The organism is Streptomyces sp. Tu6071, from assembly GCF_000213055.1.
Taxonomy (GTDB): domain Bacteria; phylum Actinomycetota; class Actinomycetes; order Streptomycetales; family Streptomycetaceae; genus Streptomyces; species Streptomyces evansiae.
Genome location: NZ_CM001165.1, coordinates 4651879 through 4666877 on the forward strand (window position 1 = coordinate 4651879; position 14999 = coordinate 4666877).

Below are 14999 nucleotides of genomic sequence, written 5' to 3' on the forward strand. Positions count from 1 at the left end.
CATGCTGATCCCCCGCAGGGTCAAGCACCGCAAGCAGCACCACCCCAAGCGCGATGGCATGGCCAAGGGTGGTACGGAGGTCACGTTCGGCGAGTACGGCATCCAGGCCGTCACTCCCGCGTACGTCACCAACCGCCAGATCGAGGCGGCCCGTATCGCGATGACCCGCCACATCAAGCGTGGCGGCAAGGTCTGGATCAACATCTACCCGGACCGCCCGCTGACCAAGAAGCCCGCCGAGACCCGCATGGGTTCCGGTAAGGGTTCGCCGGAGTGGTGGATCGCGAACGTCAAGCCCGGTCGGGTGATGTTCGAGCTCTCCTACCCGAACGAGAAGATCGCTCGTGAGGCGCTCACCCGCGCGGCTCACAAGCTCCCGATGAAGTGCCGGATCGTGCGGCGCGAGGCAGGTGAGGCGTGATGTCGGCCGGAACCAAGGCGTCCGAGCTGCGCGAGCTGGGCAACGAGGAGCTTGTTGCCAAGCTGACCGAGGCCAAGGAAGAGCTGTTCAACCTCCGCTTCCAGGCGGCGACCGGGCAGCTTGAGAACCACGGCCGGCTGAAGGCCGTCCGCAAGGACATCGCCCGGATCTACACCCTGATGCGTGAGCGCGAGCTGGGCATCGAGACGGTGGAGAGCGCCTGATGAGCGAGAGCAACGTGACTGAAGAGACCAAGGCCGCACGCGGCCAGCGCAAGGTCCGCGAGGGCCTTGTCGTCAGCGACAAGATGGACAAGACCGTCGTCGTCGCTGTCGAGGACCGCGTCAAGCACGCGCTGTACGGCAAGGTCATCCGCCGTACGCACCGCCTGAAGGCTCACGACGAGCAGAACTCCGCCGGTGTCGGCGACCGCGTCCTCCTCATGGAGACCCGGCCGCTGTCCGCCGGCAAGAACTGGCGCATCGTCGAGATCCTCGAAAAGGCCAAGTAAACCCCTCCGAGGGGCGGTTCGTCCCCTCGGACCAGTTCCGCCAGGCTCCGGGGGCCCTGCTTACGGGCACGGCCCCCGGGGAACCGGCAGACGATCAGGAGACAGACGTGATCCAGCAGGAGTCGCGACTGCGTGTCGCCGACAACACGGGTGCGAAGGAAATCCTCACCATCCGTGTTCTCGGTGGCTCCGGTCGCCGCTACGCGGGCATCGGTGACGTCATCGTCGCCACCGTGAAGGACGCGATCCCCGGCGGCAACGTGAAGAAGGGTGACGTCGTCAAGGCGGTCATCGTTCGCACCGTCAAGGAGCGCCGTCGCCAGGATGGCTCGTACATCCGCTTCGACGAGAACGCCGCCGTCATTCTCAAGAACGACGGCGACCCCCGCGGCACCCGTATCTTCGGCCCGGTGGGCCGTGAGCTGCGCGAGAAGAAGTTCATGAAGATCATCTCGCTCGCGCCGGAGGTGCTGTAAGCATGAAGATCAAGAAGGGCGACCTGGTCCAGGTCATCACCGGTAAGGACAAGGGCAAGCAGGGCAAGGTCATCGCGGCCTTCCCCCGCGAGGACCGCGTCCTGGTCGAGGGTGTCAACCGGGTCAAGAAGCACACCAAGGCGAACCAGCCCGGGCAGGCCTCGCAGGCCGGTGGCATCATCACCACCGAGGCGCCGGTCCACGTGAGCAACGTGCAGCTGGTCGTGGAGAAGGACGGCAACAAGGTCGTCACCCGCGTCGGCTACCGCTTCGACGAGGACGGCAACAAGATCCGCGTTGCCAAGCGGACGGGTGAGGACATCTGATGACGACCACCACTGCCCCCCGCCTGAAGCAGAAGTACCGCGAGGAGATCGCGGGCAAGCTGCGTGACGAGTTCAAGTACGAGAACGTCATGCAGATCCCCGGTCTCGTCAAGATCGTGGTCAACATGGGTGTCGGCGACGCCGCCCGTGACTCGAAGCTGATGGACGGCGCCATCCGCGACCTCACCACGATCACCGGCCAGAAGCCGGCCGTGACGAAGGCCCGGAAGTCCATCGCGCAGTTCAAGCTGCGCGAGGGCCAGCCCATCGGCGCCCACGTCACGCTCCGCGGCGACCGCATGTGGGAGTTCCTGGACCGCACCCTGTCGCTCGCGCTCCCGCGCATCCGCGACTTCCGCGGTCTGTCCCCCAAGCAGTTCGACGGCCGTGGCAACTACACCTTCGGTCTCACCGAGCAGGTCATGTTCCACGAGATCGACCAGGACAAGATCGACCGCACCCGGGGTATGGACATCACCGTGGTGACCACGGCGACCAACGACGAAGAGGGCCGCGCGCTCCTCCGTCACCTCGGCTTCCCGTTCAAGGAGGCGTGAGCCGTGGCGAAGAAGGCTCTCATCGCAAAGTCCGAGCGCAAGCCGAAGTTCGGCGTGCGCGCGTACACCCGCTGCCAGCGCTGCGGGCGTCCGCACTCCGTCTACCGCAAGTTCGGCCTGTGCCGCGTGTGCCTTCGTGAGATGGCCCACCGCGGCGAGCTGCCGGGCGTGACCAAGAGCAGCTGGTAGTCAGCCCTTTTCAGGGTGACCCAGCCTCTCGGTAAGCATCGGGGCGTCGGGACCCCTCCCTTCCATGGCTTAGTCTTGGAGGGTTGGGCGTCCCGCCGCCCTGGACCACTGGCGGGCACGCGCCCGCAGTCAACGCTTACTACGCCGTAGGTCCCCGCGCCGCACCCGTCCCGTCCCGGATCGGGGAGAGGGATGGCGCACATAGGAAACCACGGCGAGAAAGGCCCAAGGCCAATTCATGACCATGACTGATCCCATCGCGGACATGCTGACGCGTCTGCGGAACGCCAACTCGGCGTACCACGACTCCGTGTCGATGCCGCACAGCAAGATCAAGTCGCACATCGCGGAGATCCTCCAGCAGGAGGGCTTCATCACCGGCTGGAAGACCGAGGACGCCGAGGTCGGCAAGAACCTCGTCATCGAGCTGAAGTTCGGCCCGAACCGTGAGCGCTCCATCGCGGGCATCAAGCGGATCTCGAAGCCGGGCCTGCGGGTCTACGCGAAGTCCACCAACCTGCCGAAGGTGCTCGGCGGCCTGGGCGTGGCGGTCATCTCCACGTCGCACGGTCTGCTCACCGACAAGCAGGCGTCGAAGAAGGGCGTGGGTGGGGAAGTCCTCGCCTACGTCTGGTAGTCGGGAACGGAGAAAAGCAACATGTCGCGAATCGGCAAGCTGCCCATCACGGTTCCCGCCGGCGTGGACGTCACCATCGACGGGCGCAAGGTTGACGTGAAGGGCCCCAAGGGCACCCTCAGCCACACCATCGCCGCCCCGATCGACATCGCCAAGGGCGAGGACGGCACCCTTTCGGTGACGCGCCCCAACGACGAGCGTCAGAACAGGGCTCTGCACGGCCTGTCCCGCACGCTGGTGGCGAACATGATCACCGGCGTGACCCAGGGTTACGTGAAGAAGCTCGAAATCAGCGGTGTCGGCTACCGCGTCCAGGCGAAGGGCTCCAACCTGGAGTTCGCCCTGGGCTACAGCCACCCCATCACGATCGAGGCGCCCGAGGGCATCTCGTTCAAGGTGGAGAACCCCACCCACTTCTCGGTCGAGGGCATCGACAAGCAGAAGGTGGGCGAGGTCGCCGCGAACATCCGCAAGCTGCGCAAGCCTGACCCGTACAAGGCCAAGGGCGTCAAGTACGAGGGCGAAGTCATCCGGCGCAAGGTCGGAAAGGCGGGTAAGTAAGCCATGGCATACGGTGTAAAAATTGCCAAGGGCGACGCCTACAAGCGCGCCGCCATCAAGCGGCGTCACATCCGCGTCCGCAAGCACGTCTCCGGTACGCCGGAGCGTCCGCGCCTGGTCGTGACGCGTTCCAACCGCCACATGGTCGCCCAGGTGATCGACGACATCAAGGGTCACACCCTGGCGTCGGCGTCCACCCTGGACAGCTCGATCCGCGGCACCGAGGGCGACAAGAGCGCCCTGGCCAAGCAGGTCGGCGCGCTTGTCGCCGAGCGTGCCAAGGCCGCCGGTGTCGAGGCCGTCGTGTTCGACCGTGGTGGCAACAAGTACGCGGGGCGCATCGCCGCCCTCGCGGACGCCGCCCGCGAGGCCGGGCTCAAGTTCTGAGCCGCCCGTCGCACAGCGACGTCAAGTCGCTGCGTAGCTAGCGGAAAAGAGAGAGGTAATCCAATGGCTGGACCCCAGCGCCGCGGTAGCGGTGCCGGTGGCGAGCGGCGGGACCGGAAGGGCCGTGACGGCGGAGCTTCCGCTGCCGAGAAGACCGCGTACGTCGAGCGCGTCGTCGCGATCAACCGTGTCGCCAAGGTAGTCAAGGGTGGTCGCCGCTTCAGCTTCACCGCGCTGGTCGTGGTGGGCGACGCGGACGGCACCGTCGGTGTCGGCTACGGCAAGGCCAAGGAGGTGCCGGCCGCCATCGCCAAGGGTGTGGAGGAGGCCAAGAAGCACTTCTTCAAGGTCCCCCGTATCCAGGGCACCATCCCGCACCCGATCCAGGGCGAGAAGGCCGCCGGCGTCGTGCTCCTGAAGCCGGCGTCGCCGGGTACCGGTGTTATCGCCGGTGGTCCCGTGCGTGCCGTGCTGGAGTGCGCGGGCGTGCACGACATCCTGTCGAAGTCGCTCGGCTCCGACAACGCCATCAACATCGTCCACGCGACCGTGGCGGCCCTCAAGGGTCTCCAGCGTCCCGAGGAGATCGCGGCCCGACGCGGTCTGCCCCTCGAGGACGTGGCCCCCGCGGCCCTGCTCCGTGCGCGTGCCGGGGCGGGTGTCTGATGGCCCGCCTCAAGATCACGCAGACGAAGTCGTACATCGGCAGCAAGCAGAACCACCGTGACACGCTGCGTTCGCTCGGGCTCAAGCGCCTGAACGACACGGTTGTCAAGGAGGATCGTCCCGAGTTCCGCGGCATGGTGCACACCGTCCGCCACCTCGTGACGGTCGAGGAGGTCGACTGACATGAGCGAGCAGAAGCCGCTCAAGGTCCACAACCTCCGGCCTGCCCCGGGCGCCAAGACCGCCAAGACCCGTGTGGGTCGTGGTGAGGCGTCGAAGGGTAAGACCGCTGGTCGTGGCACCAAGGGCACCAAGGCCCGCTACCAGGTTCCGGAGCGCTTCGAGGGCGGGCAGATGCCCCTCCACATGCGTCTCCCGAAGCTCAAGGGCTTCAAGAACCCGTTCCGCACCGAGTACCAGGTTGTCAACCTCGACGCACTGGTCGCCCTCTACCCCGAGGGCGGCGAGGTCACCGTCGAGGACCTGGTCGCGAAGGGCGCGGTTCGCAAGAACAGCCTCGTGAAGGTGCTCGGCCAGGGCGAGATCTCCGTGGCGCTGACGGTGAAGGTCGACAAGGCCTCCACCTCCGCCAAGGAGAAGATCACCGCCGCCGGCGGCACCGTCACCGAGCTCGTCTGAGCCTTCGAGGCCCGGACGCGTGAAGTGCCCCCACCGTGGGGCACTTCGGCGACGCACACCCCACCGGGGACACTCCAGGGTTCTTCCCTGGGGTGTCCCCGGTGGTCGTTGTGGGGGGTGTGCGCCGGTGTGTGGTGCTGTGGCCCCCGCTTCTGGCGCGCGCTCCCTGTGGCCGGTCGTTCCCCAGGGACAGGGAGCGCCGGTAAGGTGGCGTCGACTGTGCCGCGTGGCGTGTCCCTGTGGGGTGTCACGCGGTTGTCTCTGTGAGAACCAAGCAGTACCGCAGTAGTTCCGTCAGTTCCGTTACCGCCGAACCTCAAGACCGTCACCTCTGGCGCAGTAGCGCGGGGGTCGCAGGAGGCACCGTGCTCACCGCGTTCGCCCGAGCGTTCAAAACGCCCGACCTGCGCAAGAAGCTGCTCTTCACGCTGGGCATCATCGTGATCTACCGGCTCGGTACGCACGTACCGATCCCGGGGGTGAACTACAAGAACGTCCAGACCTGCATCGACCAGGCCAACACCAACTCCGGCCTCTTCGGCCTGGTGAACCTGTTCAGTGGCGGGGCGCTGCTCCAGATCACCATCTTCGCGCTCGGGATTCTCCCCTACATCACGTCGAGCATCATTCTCCAGCTGCTCACCGTCGTGATCCCGCGACTCGAAGCCCTCAAGAAGGAGGGCCAGTCCGGTACGGCGAAGATCACCCAGTACACCCGTTACCTGACCGTCGCCCTCGCGGTGCTCCAGGGCACCGGGCTCGTCGCGACCGCGCGCAGCGGCGCGATCTTCCAGGGCTGCTCGGTCGCCGGGGACATCGTCCCGGACCAGTCGATCTTCACGACGATCGTCATGGTCCTCACGATGACCGCCGGTACCGCCACCGTCATGTGGCTCGGCGAGCTGGTCACCGACCGCGGCATCGGCAACGGCATGTCGATCCTCATGTTCGTCTCGATCGCGGCCGGCTTCCCCGGCTCGCTCTGGGCGATCAAGAAGGGCGGCGACCTCGCCGGCGGCTGGATCGAGTTCGGCACCGTGATCCTCGTGGGCCTCGTCATGGTCGCCCTGGTGGTCTTCGTCGAGCAGGCCCAGCGCCGTATCCCGGTCCAGTACGCGAAGCGCATGATCGGCCGCCGCTCCTACGGGGGGACGTCCACGTACATCCCGCTCAAGGTGAACCAGGCGGGCGTGATCCCTGTGATCTTCGCCTCGTCGCTGCTCTACATCCCGGCGCTCATCGTCCAGTTCACCGATTCGCAGGCGAGCTGGGCCACGTGGATTCGTGACAATCTGGCGGATACTTCCGCCTGGCCGCACGTGGTTCTGTACTTCTTGCTCATCGTCTTCTTCGCGTTCTTCTACGTGGCCATCTCGTTCAACCCCGAAGAAGTCGCGGACAACATGAAGAAGTATGGTGGGTTCATCCCGGGCATCCGGGCTGGCCGACCGACCGCCGAGTACCTGAGCTACGTACTCAACCGGATCACCTGGCCGGGCTCGCTGTACTTGGGGCTGATCGCGCTGGTGCCGACGTTGGCACTTGCCGGCTTCGGGGCGAATTCCAACTTCCCGTTCGGCGGGACGAGCATCCTGATCATCGTGGGTGTGGGTCTGGAGACCGTGAAGCAGATCGAGAGCCAGCTCCAGCAGCGCAACTACGAAGGGTTCCTCCGCTGATGCGTATCGTCCTCGTCGGGCCGCCTGGGGCGGGCAAGGGAACGCAGGCCGCGTTCCTCGCCAAGAAGCTGTCGATCCCGCACATCTCCACCGGAGACCTGTTCCGGGCGAACATCAGCCAGGGCACCGAACTGGGCAAGCGCGCGAAGTCCTACATGGACGCGGGCAACCTGGTTCCGGACGAGGTCACCATCGGGATGGCGAAGGACCGCATGGAGCAGGAGGACGCCGCGAACGGCTTCCTGCTCGACGGCTTCCCCCGCAACGTCGGCCAGGCCGAGGCCCTGGACGGCATCCTCAAGGAGTGGGGCGTGCGTCTCGACGCGGTCCTGGACCTGGAGGTCCCCGAGGACGAGGTGGTCAAGCGCATCGCGGGCCGCCGCATCTGCCGCAACGACTCCAGTCACGTCTTCCACGTCACGTACAGCAAGCCGAAGCAGGAGGGCGTCTGCGACGTCTGCGGCGGCGAGCTGTACCAGCGGGACGACGACAAGGAGGAGACGGTCCGCAAGCGCCTGGAGGTCTACCACACGGAGACCGAGCCGATCATCGACTTCTACCGGGCGCAGGACCTCGTGAAGACGATCCCGGCGCTCGGCAAGGTGAACGAGGTCACCGAGCGGGCGCTGGCGGCGCTGGAGGGCTGAGGCCCGCCTCGCTCGCGGTGGCGCGCTGTCGCCGCTCACGCACGTACACGCTACGGCCGTGCCCCTTCGCGGGGTGCGGCCGTAGTGTTGTGCCCGGGGGTACGGGGCGCGCCCGCTCGCCGGTCGCCCGTACCGCCCCAGACCTCTTATCCGTACCACCAGAACAACAGGAGCCGTGAGCATGGGCGTGGTCGAGATCAAGACCCCGGAGCAGATCGCGAAGATGCGTGAGGCGGGTCTTGTCGTCGCCGCCGTGCACCGCGCGACGCGCGAGGCGGCCGTGCCGGGCGCGACGACGCGCGACCTCGACCAGGTGGCGCGCAAGGTGCTCGCGGAGCACGGCGCGAAGCCGAACTTCCTCGGGTACGGGGGCTTCCCCGCGACGATCTGCACCTCGGTGAACGACGTCGTGGTGCACGGCATCCCGGACGACGAGACGGTGCTCAAGGACGGCGACCTCATCTCGATCGACGCCGGGGCCATCATCGACGGCTGGCACGGGGACGCGGCCTTCACGGCCTTCGTGGGCTCGGGTCACGCTCCGGAGCTGGTCGAGCTGTCGCGGGTGACCGAGGAGTCGATGTGGGCGGGGATCGCCGCGATGAAGCTCGGCAACCGGCTCGTGGACGTCTCGCGCGCGATCGAGACGTACATCCGCCGGCAGCCGAAGCCGGGCGGCGGCAAGTACGGGATCATCGAGGACTACGGCGGGCACGGCATCGGCACCGCGATGCACATGGAGCCGCACCTGCTGAACTACGTCGAGCGGCGGCGCGGCAAGGGGCCGAAGCTCGTGCCCGGGTTCTGCCTCGCGATCGAGCCGATGGTGTCGCTCGGCTCGCCGCGGACGGAGGTCCTGGAGGACGAGTGGACGGTGGAGACGATCGACCACTCGTGGTCCTCGCACTGGGAGCACTCGGTCGCTCTGACCGCTGAGGGGCCGCTCGTGCTGACCGCCGAGGACGGCGGGAAGGCGAAGCTCGCCGCGATGGGCGTCACGGCGGCCCCGGACCCGCTGGGCTGACCTTTTGTCCTCAATCGCCGGACGGGCTGGAGAAAACCAGCCCGTCCGGCGATTGCTGGTTGAGAGGGGGCTCTCGTGGGCAGACATAGGCGATTCGTGTTTCTTCGAGGGGTGACGTAGACTCGGTCGTCGGCTCTCGTGTATCGGCATGTCCGCGACACGGAGTCGGCCAAGGTAGTCGATTCGAAGGGCGAAGCGTGGCCAAGAAGCAAGGTGCCATCGAGATCGAGGGCACTGTCGTCGAGTCTCTGCCGAACGCGATGTTCAAGGTCGAGCTCCAGAACGGCCACCAGGTCCTGGCACACATCAGCGGCAAGATGCGTATGCACTACATCCGCATCCTCCCTGACGACCGGGTCGTGGTGGAGCTGTCTCCGTACGACCTGACGCGTGGCCGGATCGTCTACCGGTACAAGTAGATCTGCCCTCGCCCGCCCCCCGGCTCCCGTGGAGCGGGCACTGACCCGGAGAACCTCACAGCAATGAAGGTCAAGCCGAGCGTCAAGAAGATCTGCGACAAGTGCAGGGTGATCCGCCGTCACGGCCGGGTCATGGTCATCTGCGACAACCCGCGCCACAAGCAGCGCCAGGGCTGACCCAGATCCCTCCCCGCGTTCGCAGTTCTCTCGCGTGACGTAGCAAAGTACATATACGCAGGACCCGTCCCTCTTCTTCGCGCCCATGGAGTGATCCATCGGTCCGAGGAGGGCGACACCCCCGGCGCGGAGGCCGGGGACCCAGTCCGTACCAGGCCCGTATGGGGCCTCGGCGGTTGGGAGCGGTGCTGCGGCAGACCTCCGAAGCATTCACAGGAGCCTTGAATGGCACGCCTTGAAGGTGTGGACCTCCCGCGCGAAAAGCGCGTCGAGGTCGCCCTCACGTACGTGTTCGGTATTGGCCGGACGCTGTCCAAGCAGACGCTGGCCGCGACCGGTGTCGACCCCAACACCCGCGTCCGCGACCTTGCCGAGGAAGACCTCGTCAAGATCCGCGAGTACGTGGACGCCAACATCCAGACCGAGGGTGACCTCCGTCGCGAGATCCAGGCCGACATCCGCCGCAAGGTCGAGATCGGCTGCTACCAGGGTCTTCGCCACCGTCGCGGCCTTCCCGTCCACGGCCAGCGCACCAGCACGAACGCCCGTACCCGCAAGGGCCCGCGTCGCGCGATCGCCGGCAAGAAGAAGCCGGGCAAGAAGTAGTCCTCAGCAGTCGACCGTCGATCGACAGCGTCGCGCTGTAGGACCGACCACCTCCACGGGAGTAATACATGCCTCCGAAGGGCCGTCAGGGCGCTACCAAGAAGGTGCGCCGCAAGGAAAAGAAGAACGTCGCTCACGGGCACGCCCACATCAAGAGCACGTTCAACAACACGATCATCTCGATCACCGACCCGACCGGGAACGTGATCTCCTGGGCCTCCGCCGGCCACGTCGGCTTCAAGGGCTCGCGCAAGTCCACCCCCTTCGCCGCGCAGATGGCCGCCGAGTCGGCCGCCCGCCGCGCGCAGGAGCACGGCATGCGCAAGGTCGACGTCTTCGTCAAGGGTCCCGGCTCCGGCCGTGAGACCGCGATCCGCTCGCTCCAGGCCACCGGCCTGGAGGTCGGCTCGATCCAGGACGTCACCCCCACGCCGCACAACGGCTGCCGTCCCCCCAAGCGCCGCCGCGTTTGAGTCGACTGCCGGGACCGCCGGTCCCGGATCGCCGTGAGGTGGTGCCGTACGGCCCAGGGGTGCACACCCCCGGGCCGTACGGCCGCCTCCGGCCCCCGTAGGGCGTCAAATAGTGGTCGCCCACGACAGAAGGAAATACACGCATGCTGATCGCTCAGCGTCCGTCGCTGACCGAAGAGGTCGTCGACGAGTTCCGCTCGCGGTTCGTCATCGAGCCGCTGGAGCCGGGCTTCGGTTACACCCTCGGCAACTCCCTGCGCCGCACGCTCCTCTCCTCGATCCCGGGTGCCGCTGTCACCTCGATCCGGATCGACGGCGTCCTGCACGAGTTCACCACCGTGCCGGGTGTCAAGGAGGACGTGACCGACCTCATCCTCAACATCAAGCAGCTCGTCGTCTCCTCGGAGCACGACGAGCCCGTCGTGATGTACCTGCGCAAGCAGGGCCCGGGTGTCGTCACCGCCGCCGACATCGCGCCCCCGGCCGGTGTCGAGGTGCACAACCCCGACCTCGTGCTCGCCACGCTCAACGCCAAGGGCAAGCTGGAGATGGAGCTGACCGTCGAGCGCGGTCGCGGCTACGTCTCCGCCGTCCAGAACAAGCAGGCGGGCCAGGAGATCGGCCGTATCCCGGTCGACTCCATCTACTCCCCGGTGCTCAAGGTCACGTACAAGGTCGAGGCGACCCGTGTCGAGCAGCGCACCGACTTCGACAAGCTCATCGTCGACGTCGAGACCAAGCAGGCCATGCGGCCCCGTGACGCCATGGCGTCCGCGGGCAAGACGCTGGTCGAGCTCTTCGGCCTCGCGCGCGAGCTGAACGTCGACGCCGAGGGCATCGACATGGGCCCGTCCCCGACGGACGCCGCGCTCGCCGCCGATCTCGCGCTGCCGATCGAGGAGCTGGAGCTCACGGTCCGCTCGTACAACTGCCTCAAGCGGGAAGGCATCCACTCGGTGGGCGAGCTCGTCGCCCGTTCCGAGGCCGACCTGCTCGACATCCGCAACTTCGGCGCGAAGTCGATCGACGAGGTCAAGGCGAAGCTCGCGGGTATGGGCCTGGCGCTCAAGGACTCGCCTCCCGGCTTCGACCCGACGTCGGCCGCCGACACGTTCGGCGCGGACGACGACGCGGACGCGGGCTTCGTGGAGACCGAGCAGTACTGAGTTCCGCGGGGCGGGGGCGGGATCTCTGGTCTCGCCTCCGGCTCGGGGGTCCTCAAGCGCCGGACGGGCTGGATTCTCGTTCGGCGGGACGTCGGGTGCGGGTGCTTTCGCGCTTGGCGCTCGTCCTCAAGCGCCGGACGGGCTGGATTCTTTTCCGCCCGTACCGGATTCCGGACTTCGGGCCGGATCTCCGTCGGGGGTTTCCCCGCGCGGACACTGTCGTCGGTACCTCGTACGGCCGGCGCAGACACATGAGGAGTTGGATATGCCCAGGCCCACCAAGGGTGCTCGTCTCGGCGGCGGTGCCGCGCACGAGAAGCTGCTGCTCGCGAACCTCGCGAAGGCGCTGTTCGAGCACGGCAAGATCACCACGACCGAGGCGAAGGCGCGGCGGCTGCGGCCCTACGCCGAGCGTCTGGTGACCAAGGCGAAGAAGGGTGACCTTCACAACCGCCGTCAGGTCCTCCAGGTCATCACCGACAAGAGCGTCGTCCACACGCTCTTCACGGAGATCGGCCCGCGTTACGAGAACCGCCCGGGTGGCTACACCCGTATCACCAAGATCGGCAACCGCCGGGGCGACAACGCGCCCATGGCGGTCATCGAGCTGGTGGAGGCCCTGACCGTGGCCCAGCAGGCCACCGGTGAGGCCGAGGCCGCGACGAAGCGCGCGGTCAAGGAGGACGAGGCCAAGGCCGAGTCCACCGAGGAGTCGAAGGACGCCTGAGTCCGCGAGGACTCGAACAGACAGCGGGCCCGTCCCTTCGGGGGCGGGCCCGCTGCCGTACCACAGAGAGGGAGGGCGGCCGTGCGGCTGCGGCTGGACCTGAGTTACGACGGCACGGACTTCCACGGCTGGGCCAGGCAGCCCGGCGGGCGGCGCACGGTGCAGGAGACGCTGGAGGAGGCGCTGCGCGTCGTGACGCGCGCCCCGGCCCCGTACGAGCTGACCGTCGCCGGGCGGACGGACGCCGGGGTGCACGCGCGCGGGCAGGTCGCGCACGTCGGGATGGCGGACGAGGTGTGGGCCGAGCACGGCGAGAAGCTGCTCAAGCGGCTGGCCGGGCGGCTGCCGAAGGACGTCAGGGTGTGGCGGGTCGCCCCCGCGCCCGAGGGCTTCGAGGCGCGGTTCTCCGCGATCTGGCGGCGGTACGCGTACCGCGTCGCCGACCAGGCGGGCGGCGTGGACCCGCTGCTGCGCGGGCACGTGCTGTGGCACGACAGGCCGCTCGACATCGACGCGATGAACGAGGCGGCCGAAGGGCTGCTCGGGGAGCACGACTTCGCCGCGTACTGCAAGAAGCGCGAGGGCGCGACGACCATCCGCGAGATGCAGCAGCTCTTCTGGACGCGGCGCGCGGACGGTGTCCTGGAGGCGACGGTGCGCGCGGACGCCTTCTGCCACAACATGGTGCGCTCGCTCGTCGGGGCGCTGCTCTTCGTCGGGGACGGGCACAGGCCGCCGTCCTGGCCCGCGAAGGTGCTCGCGGCCGGGGTGCGGGACTCGGCGGTGCACGTCGTACGGCCCGTGGGGCTCACGCTCGAAGAGGTCGGGTACCCGGCCGACGCGCTCCTCGCGGCGCGCAGCGTCGAGGCGCGGAACATGCGGACGCTCAAGACGGCGGCCGACAACCCGTCGAGCGTGTGCGGGGGTTGTGACTGAGTGAGGGGGGACGCTTGACCTCGCGGCCTCCCGGCTCGTATATGCTCGCGAACTCCGGGTGAGTTCTTCGAACGGCTCGCCGAAAGAGTTCGGGGTCCTTGAGGCCCGGGGGTTTGTATGAGTGCCGTCCATTCCGCATCGCGCGAGACGCCTCAGCCCGGCCGCCGCAGGCGCTCCGGCGGGGGCGCGGCCGAGTGGCGCCGGGCGGTGGCGCACAGCCACGGGCTGCTGCCGCAGCCGCCCGACGACCGCGAGAAGTACTCGTACGCGCAGCGCAACCGCTGGGTCCTGACGGCCGGTTCGTTCATCAGTTTCGCGTGCCTGGGCCTCAGTCAGCTCATGTTCACGGCGTCGAGCCCCTGGTTCTGGGTCATGATGCCGCTGCTCGCCTTCGTCGTCGTGGACTACCTGCTCTCCTTCGTGCTCGACAGCTTCAGCAAGGACTTCGACCTCAAGAAGCACCGCTCCCTCGTGCGCTCCTGGCGGCCCGCCGCGTACCCGAGCGTGGACGTGTACCTGCCGGTGTGCGGGGAGCCGATCGAGGTCCTGCACAACACGTGGACGCACGTGCGCGCGCTGAGCGGCACGTACGCGGGGCCCGTCGAGGTGCACGTCCTCGACGACGCGGACGACCCGGACGTGGCCCGGATGGCCGCCGACTTCGGCTTCCGCTACCTCGTGCGCCCCAACCGCGGCTGGTTCAAGAAGGCCGGGAACCTGCGGCACGCCTTCGAGCGCACCCACGGGGAGCACATCCTCATCCTGGACGCCGACTTCGCCCCGCGCGCCGACCTGCTCGACGAACTCCTCCCGCACATGGACGAGGAGAAGGTCGCGATCGTCCAGTCCCCGCAGTTCTTCCGCATCGTCGACCGGCAGAACTGGATCGAGCGCGGGGCGGGCGCGGTGCAGGAGCAGTTCTACCGCTCCGTGCAGACCTCCCGCGAGGACAAGGACGGCTCGATCTGCGTCGGCTCCTGCGCGGTCTACCGGCGCTCCGCGCTCGACGAGATCGGCGGCATCTCGCTCATCGAGCACTCCGAGGACATGTACACCGGCTTCGACCTGCGGGCGCTCGGCTGGAAGCTGCGGTACGTGCCCGTCGCGCTCTCCGCCGGGGTCTGCCCCGACACCGCGGGGGCCTTCCACAACCAGCAGTACCGCTGGTGCATGGGATCGCTGTCGCTCCTCACCTCGAAGTCCTTCTGGCAGATGGACCTCAGGCTGCTGACACGGCTCTGCTACGTCTCCGGCTTCCTCTACTACCTCCAGACCGCGCTGCTCACCTTCATCGCCCCGCTCATCCCGCTCTCGCTGCTCCTGCTCCGCCCCGACCTGCTGCGCGCGCAGGCCGGTCTGCTGATCCTGCCGAGCGTCTTCTACGTGACCCTCGTGCTGCCGCTGTGGCACCGCGCCCCCTACCGGCTCGAAGCCTGGGCGGTGCGGATCATGTACGGCTGGTCGCACGTCTTCGCGGTGTGGGACGTGCTGCGCGGGCGGCCCATGGGCTGGAAGCCGACCGGCTCGGACGGCGCGAAGAAGAACGGCATGGGCCGCTACTGGGCCGGGATGATCGGCTGGACCGGCGGCACCGCCGTGCTGTGGGTCGCGGTCTCGGGCTGGCGGCTGCTCACGGGGTACCCGCCGGACTACGCCCTGATGCTCTCGGGCGGGCTCTTCTACGCGGCCGTCGTCGCCCGCGTCCTCGTACAACCGCGTGCCGCCAGGGCGCAGGCCCCGCTGCCGCCCACCCCTCAGGAAGCCCTCGTATGACC

At 67.8% G+C, this 14999-nt stretch carries 24 protein-coding genes; all 24 read left to right on the forward strand.

The features are described from left to right. Position 1: 1 nt before the first annotated feature. Positions 2–421 (forward strand): 50S ribosomal protein L16, encoded by a 420-nt coding sequence (gene rplP, locus STTU_RS19490; RefSeq protein WP_007825988.1) that lies wholly within the window; start codon positions 2–4, stop codon positions 419–421. Continuing rightward, positions 421–645: a 50S ribosomal protein L29 gene (gene rpmC / locus STTU_RS19495; RefSeq protein WP_007825990.1), complete on the forward strand. Its 225-nt coding sequence runs from the start codon at positions 421–423 to the stop codon at positions 643–645. The genes rplP and rpmC overlap by 1 nt, the downstream gene beginning before the upstream one ends. Then, complete coding sequence (gene rpsQ, locus STTU_RS19500; RefSeq protein ID WP_007825995.1) at positions 645–932, forward strand: 30S ribosomal protein S17; 288 nt, start codon at positions 645–647, stop codon at positions 930–932. Before rpmC ends, rpsQ begins: the two co-directional genes overlap by 1 nt. A gap of 107 nt (positions 933–1039) precedes the next feature. Further along, complete coding sequence (rplN, locus tag STTU_RS19505; RefSeq protein ID WP_003966950.1) at positions 1040–1408, forward strand: 50S ribosomal protein L14; 369 nt, start codon at positions 1040–1042, stop codon at positions 1406–1408. A 2-nt stretch (positions 1409–1410) separates the two neighbouring features. Beyond that, positions 1411–1734, forward strand: a complete 324-nt coding sequence (rplX, locus tag STTU_RS19510; protein WP_007825997.1) for a 50S ribosomal protein L24 — start codon at positions 1411–1413, stop codon at positions 1732–1734. Then, a complete protein-coding gene (gene rplE, locus STTU_RS19515) occupies positions 1734–2291 on the forward strand; it encodes a 50S ribosomal protein L5 (protein ID WP_007825999.1) in 558 nt (185 codons plus the stop codon). The genes rplX and rplE overlap by 1 nt, the downstream gene beginning before the upstream one ends. A 3-nt stretch (positions 2292–2294) precedes the next feature. Then, complete coding sequence (locus STTU_RS19520) at positions 2295–2480, forward strand: type Z 30S ribosomal protein S14 (protein WP_008747480.1); 186 nt, start codon at positions 2295–2297, stop codon at positions 2478–2480. Positions 2481–2718: 238 nt separating this feature from the next. Beyond that, entirely contained in the window at positions 2719–3117 is a 399-nt protein-coding gene (rpsH, locus tag STTU_RS19525) for a 30S ribosomal protein S8 (RefSeq protein WP_007826000.1), read from the forward strand. Positions 3118–3138: 21 nt separating this feature from the next. After that, on the forward strand, positions 3139–3678 hold the full coding sequence (gene rplF, locus STTU_RS19530) for a 50S ribosomal protein L6 (RefSeq protein ID WP_007826002.1): 540 nt from the start codon (positions 3139–3141) through the stop codon (positions 3676–3678). Positions 3679–3681: 3 nt separating this feature from the next. Continuing rightward, positions 3682–4065 carry a 50S ribosomal protein L18 gene (gene rplR, locus STTU_RS19535; RefSeq protein ID WP_007826004.1) on the forward strand — a complete coding sequence of 128 codons (384 nt, stop codon included), beginning with the start codon at positions 3682–3684 and terminating at the stop codon, positions 4063–4065. 63 nt (positions 4066–4128) lie between these two features. Beyond that, on the forward strand, positions 4129–4731 hold the full coding sequence (gene rpsE / locus STTU_RS19540) for a 30S ribosomal protein S5 (RefSeq protein WP_008747483.1): 603 nt from the start codon (positions 4129–4131) through the stop codon (positions 4729–4731). Continuing rightward, positions 4731–4913, forward strand: a complete 183-nt coding sequence (rpmD, locus tag STTU_RS19545) for a 50S ribosomal protein L30 (protein ID WP_007826007.1) — start codon at positions 4731–4733, stop codon at positions 4911–4913. Before rpsE ends, rpmD begins: the two co-directional genes overlap by 1 nt. Before the next feature lies 1 nt (position 4914). After that, entirely contained in the window at positions 4915–5370 is a 456-nt protein-coding gene (gene rplO / locus STTU_RS19550; RefSeq protein ID WP_007826008.1) for a 50S ribosomal protein L15, read from the forward strand. A gap of 365 nt (positions 5371–5735) precedes the next feature. Then, entirely contained in the window at positions 5736–7049 is a 1314-nt protein-coding gene (gene secY / locus STTU_RS19555) for a preprotein translocase subunit SecY (RefSeq protein ID WP_007826010.1), read from the forward strand. Continuing rightward, complete coding sequence (locus tag STTU_RS19560; protein ID WP_007826012.1) at positions 7049–7696, forward strand: adenylate kinase; 648 nt, start codon at positions 7049–7051, stop codon at positions 7694–7696. Before secY ends, STTU_RS19560 begins: the two co-directional genes overlap by 1 nt. 187 nt (positions 7697–7883) lie before the next feature. Further along, entirely contained in the window at positions 7884–8720 is an 837-nt protein-coding gene (map, locus tag STTU_RS19565) for a type I methionyl aminopeptidase (protein ID WP_043257555.1), read from the forward strand. Between the two features lie 197 nt (positions 8721–8917). Continuing rightward, positions 8918–9139: a translation initiation factor IF-1 gene (gene infA, locus STTU_RS19570; RefSeq protein ID WP_003948620.1), complete on the forward strand. Its 222-nt coding sequence runs from the start codon at positions 8918–8920 to the stop codon at positions 9137–9139. 63 nt (positions 9140–9202) lie between these two features. Beyond that, positions 9203–9316 (forward strand): 50S ribosomal protein L36, encoded by a 114-nt coding sequence (gene rpmJ / locus STTU_RS19575; RefSeq protein WP_003974245.1) that lies wholly within the window; start codon positions 9203–9205, stop codon positions 9314–9316. A gap of 225 nt (positions 9317–9541) precedes the next feature. After that, positions 9542–9922, forward strand: coding sequence for a 30S ribosomal protein S13 (gene rpsM / locus STTU_RS19580; RefSeq protein WP_007826015.1), 381 nt, complete (start codon positions 9542–9544; stop codon positions 9920–9922). Between the two features lie 68 nt (positions 9923–9990). After that, positions 9991–10395, forward strand: a complete 405-nt coding sequence (rpsK, locus tag STTU_RS19585) for a 30S ribosomal protein S11 (protein ID WP_008747488.1) — start codon at positions 9991–9993, stop codon at positions 10393–10395. 143 nt (positions 10396–10538) lie between these two features. Beyond that, positions 10539–11561, forward strand: a complete 1023-nt coding sequence (locus STTU_RS19590; protein ID WP_007826018.1) for a DNA-directed RNA polymerase subunit alpha — start codon at positions 10539–10541, stop codon at positions 11559–11561. Positions 11562–11826: 265 nt separating this feature from the next. Beyond that, positions 11827–12288, forward strand: coding sequence for a 50S ribosomal protein L17 (gene rplQ / locus STTU_RS19595; RefSeq protein ID WP_007826024.1), 462 nt, complete (start codon positions 11827–11829; stop codon positions 12286–12288). A gap of 81 nt (positions 12289–12369) precedes the next feature. Then, a complete protein-coding gene (truA, locus tag STTU_RS19600) occupies positions 12370–13224 on the forward strand; it encodes a tRNA pseudouridine(38-40) synthase TruA (RefSeq protein WP_007826025.1) in 855 nt (284 codons plus the stop codon). A 117-nt stretch (positions 13225–13341) separates the two neighbouring features. Further along, on the forward strand, positions 13342–14997 hold the full coding sequence (locus STTU_RS19605) for a glycosyltransferase family 2 protein (protein WP_202525301.1): 1656 nt from the start codon (positions 13342–13344) through the stop codon (positions 14995–14997). Positions 14998–14999 lie beyond the last annotated feature (2 nt).

Bases quoted from the DNA above. Each gene is read 5' to 3' on its own strand.
- STTU_RS19560 (WP_007826012.1), top strand. From the start codon at position 7,049: ATGCGTATCGTCCTCGTCGGGCCGCCTGGGGCGGGCAAGGGAACGCAG.
- rplX (WP_007825997.1), top strand. From the start codon at position 1,411: ATGAAGATCAAGAAGGGCGACCTGGTCCAGGTCATCACCGGTAAGGAC.
- rpmC (WP_007825990.1), top strand. From the start codon at position 421: ATGTCGGCCGGAACCAAGGCGTCCGAGCTGCGCGAGCTGGGCAACGAG.
- STTU_RS19605 (WP_202525301.1), top strand. From the start codon at position 13,342: ATGAGTGCCGTCCATTCCGCATCGCGCGAGACGCCTCAGCCCGGCCGC.
- rplO (WP_007826008.1), top strand. From the start codon at position 4,915: ATGAGCGAGCAGAAGCCGCTCAAGGTCCACAACCTCCGGCCTGCCCCG.
- rpmJ (WP_003974245.1), top strand. From the start codon at position 9,203: ATGAAGGTCAAGCCGAGCGTCAAGAAGATCTGCGACAAGTGCAGGGTG.
- rplQ (WP_007826024.1), top strand. From the start codon at position 11,827: ATGCCCAGGCCCACCAAGGGTGCTCGTCTCGGCGGCGGTGCCGCGCAC.
- rpmD (WP_007826007.1), top strand. From the start codon at position 4,731: ATGGCCCGCCTCAAGATCACGCAGACGAAGTCGTACATCGGCAGCAAG.
- rpsE (WP_008747483.1), top strand. From the start codon at position 4,129: ATGGCTGGACCCCAGCGCCGCGGTAGCGGTGCCGGTGGCGAGCGGCGG.
- rpsQ (WP_007825995.1), top strand. From the start codon at position 645: ATGAGCGAGAGCAACGTGACTGAAGAGACCAAGGCCGCACGCGGCCAG.
- STTU_RS19590 (WP_007826018.1), top strand. From the start codon at position 10,539: ATGCTGATCGCTCAGCGTCCGTCGCTGACCGAAGAGGTCGTCGACGAG.
- rplR (WP_007826004.1), top strand. From the start codon at position 3,682: ATGGCATACGGTGTAAAAATTGCCAAGGGCGACGCCTACAAGCGCGCC.
- rpsK (WP_008747488.1), top strand. From the start codon at position 9,991: ATGCCTCCGAAGGGCCGTCAGGGCGCTACCAAGAAGGTGCGCCGCAAG.
- rplF (WP_007826002.1), top strand. From the start codon at position 3,139: ATGTCGCGAATCGGCAAGCTGCCCATCACGGTTCCCGCCGGCGTGGAC.
- rplE (WP_007825999.1), top strand. From the start codon at position 1,734: ATGACGACCACCACTGCCCCCCGCCTGAAGCAGAAGTACCGCGAGGAG.
- rpsH (WP_007826000.1), top strand. From the start codon at position 2,719: ATGACCATGACTGATCCCATCGCGGACATGCTGACGCGTCTGCGGAAC.
- rplP (WP_007825988.1), top strand. From the start codon at position 2: ATGCTGATCCCCCGCAGGGTCAAGCACCGCAAGCAGCACCACCCCAAG.
- rpsM (WP_007826015.1), top strand. From the start codon at position 9,542: ATGGCACGCCTTGAAGGTGTGGACCTCCCGCGCGAAAAGCGCGTCGAG.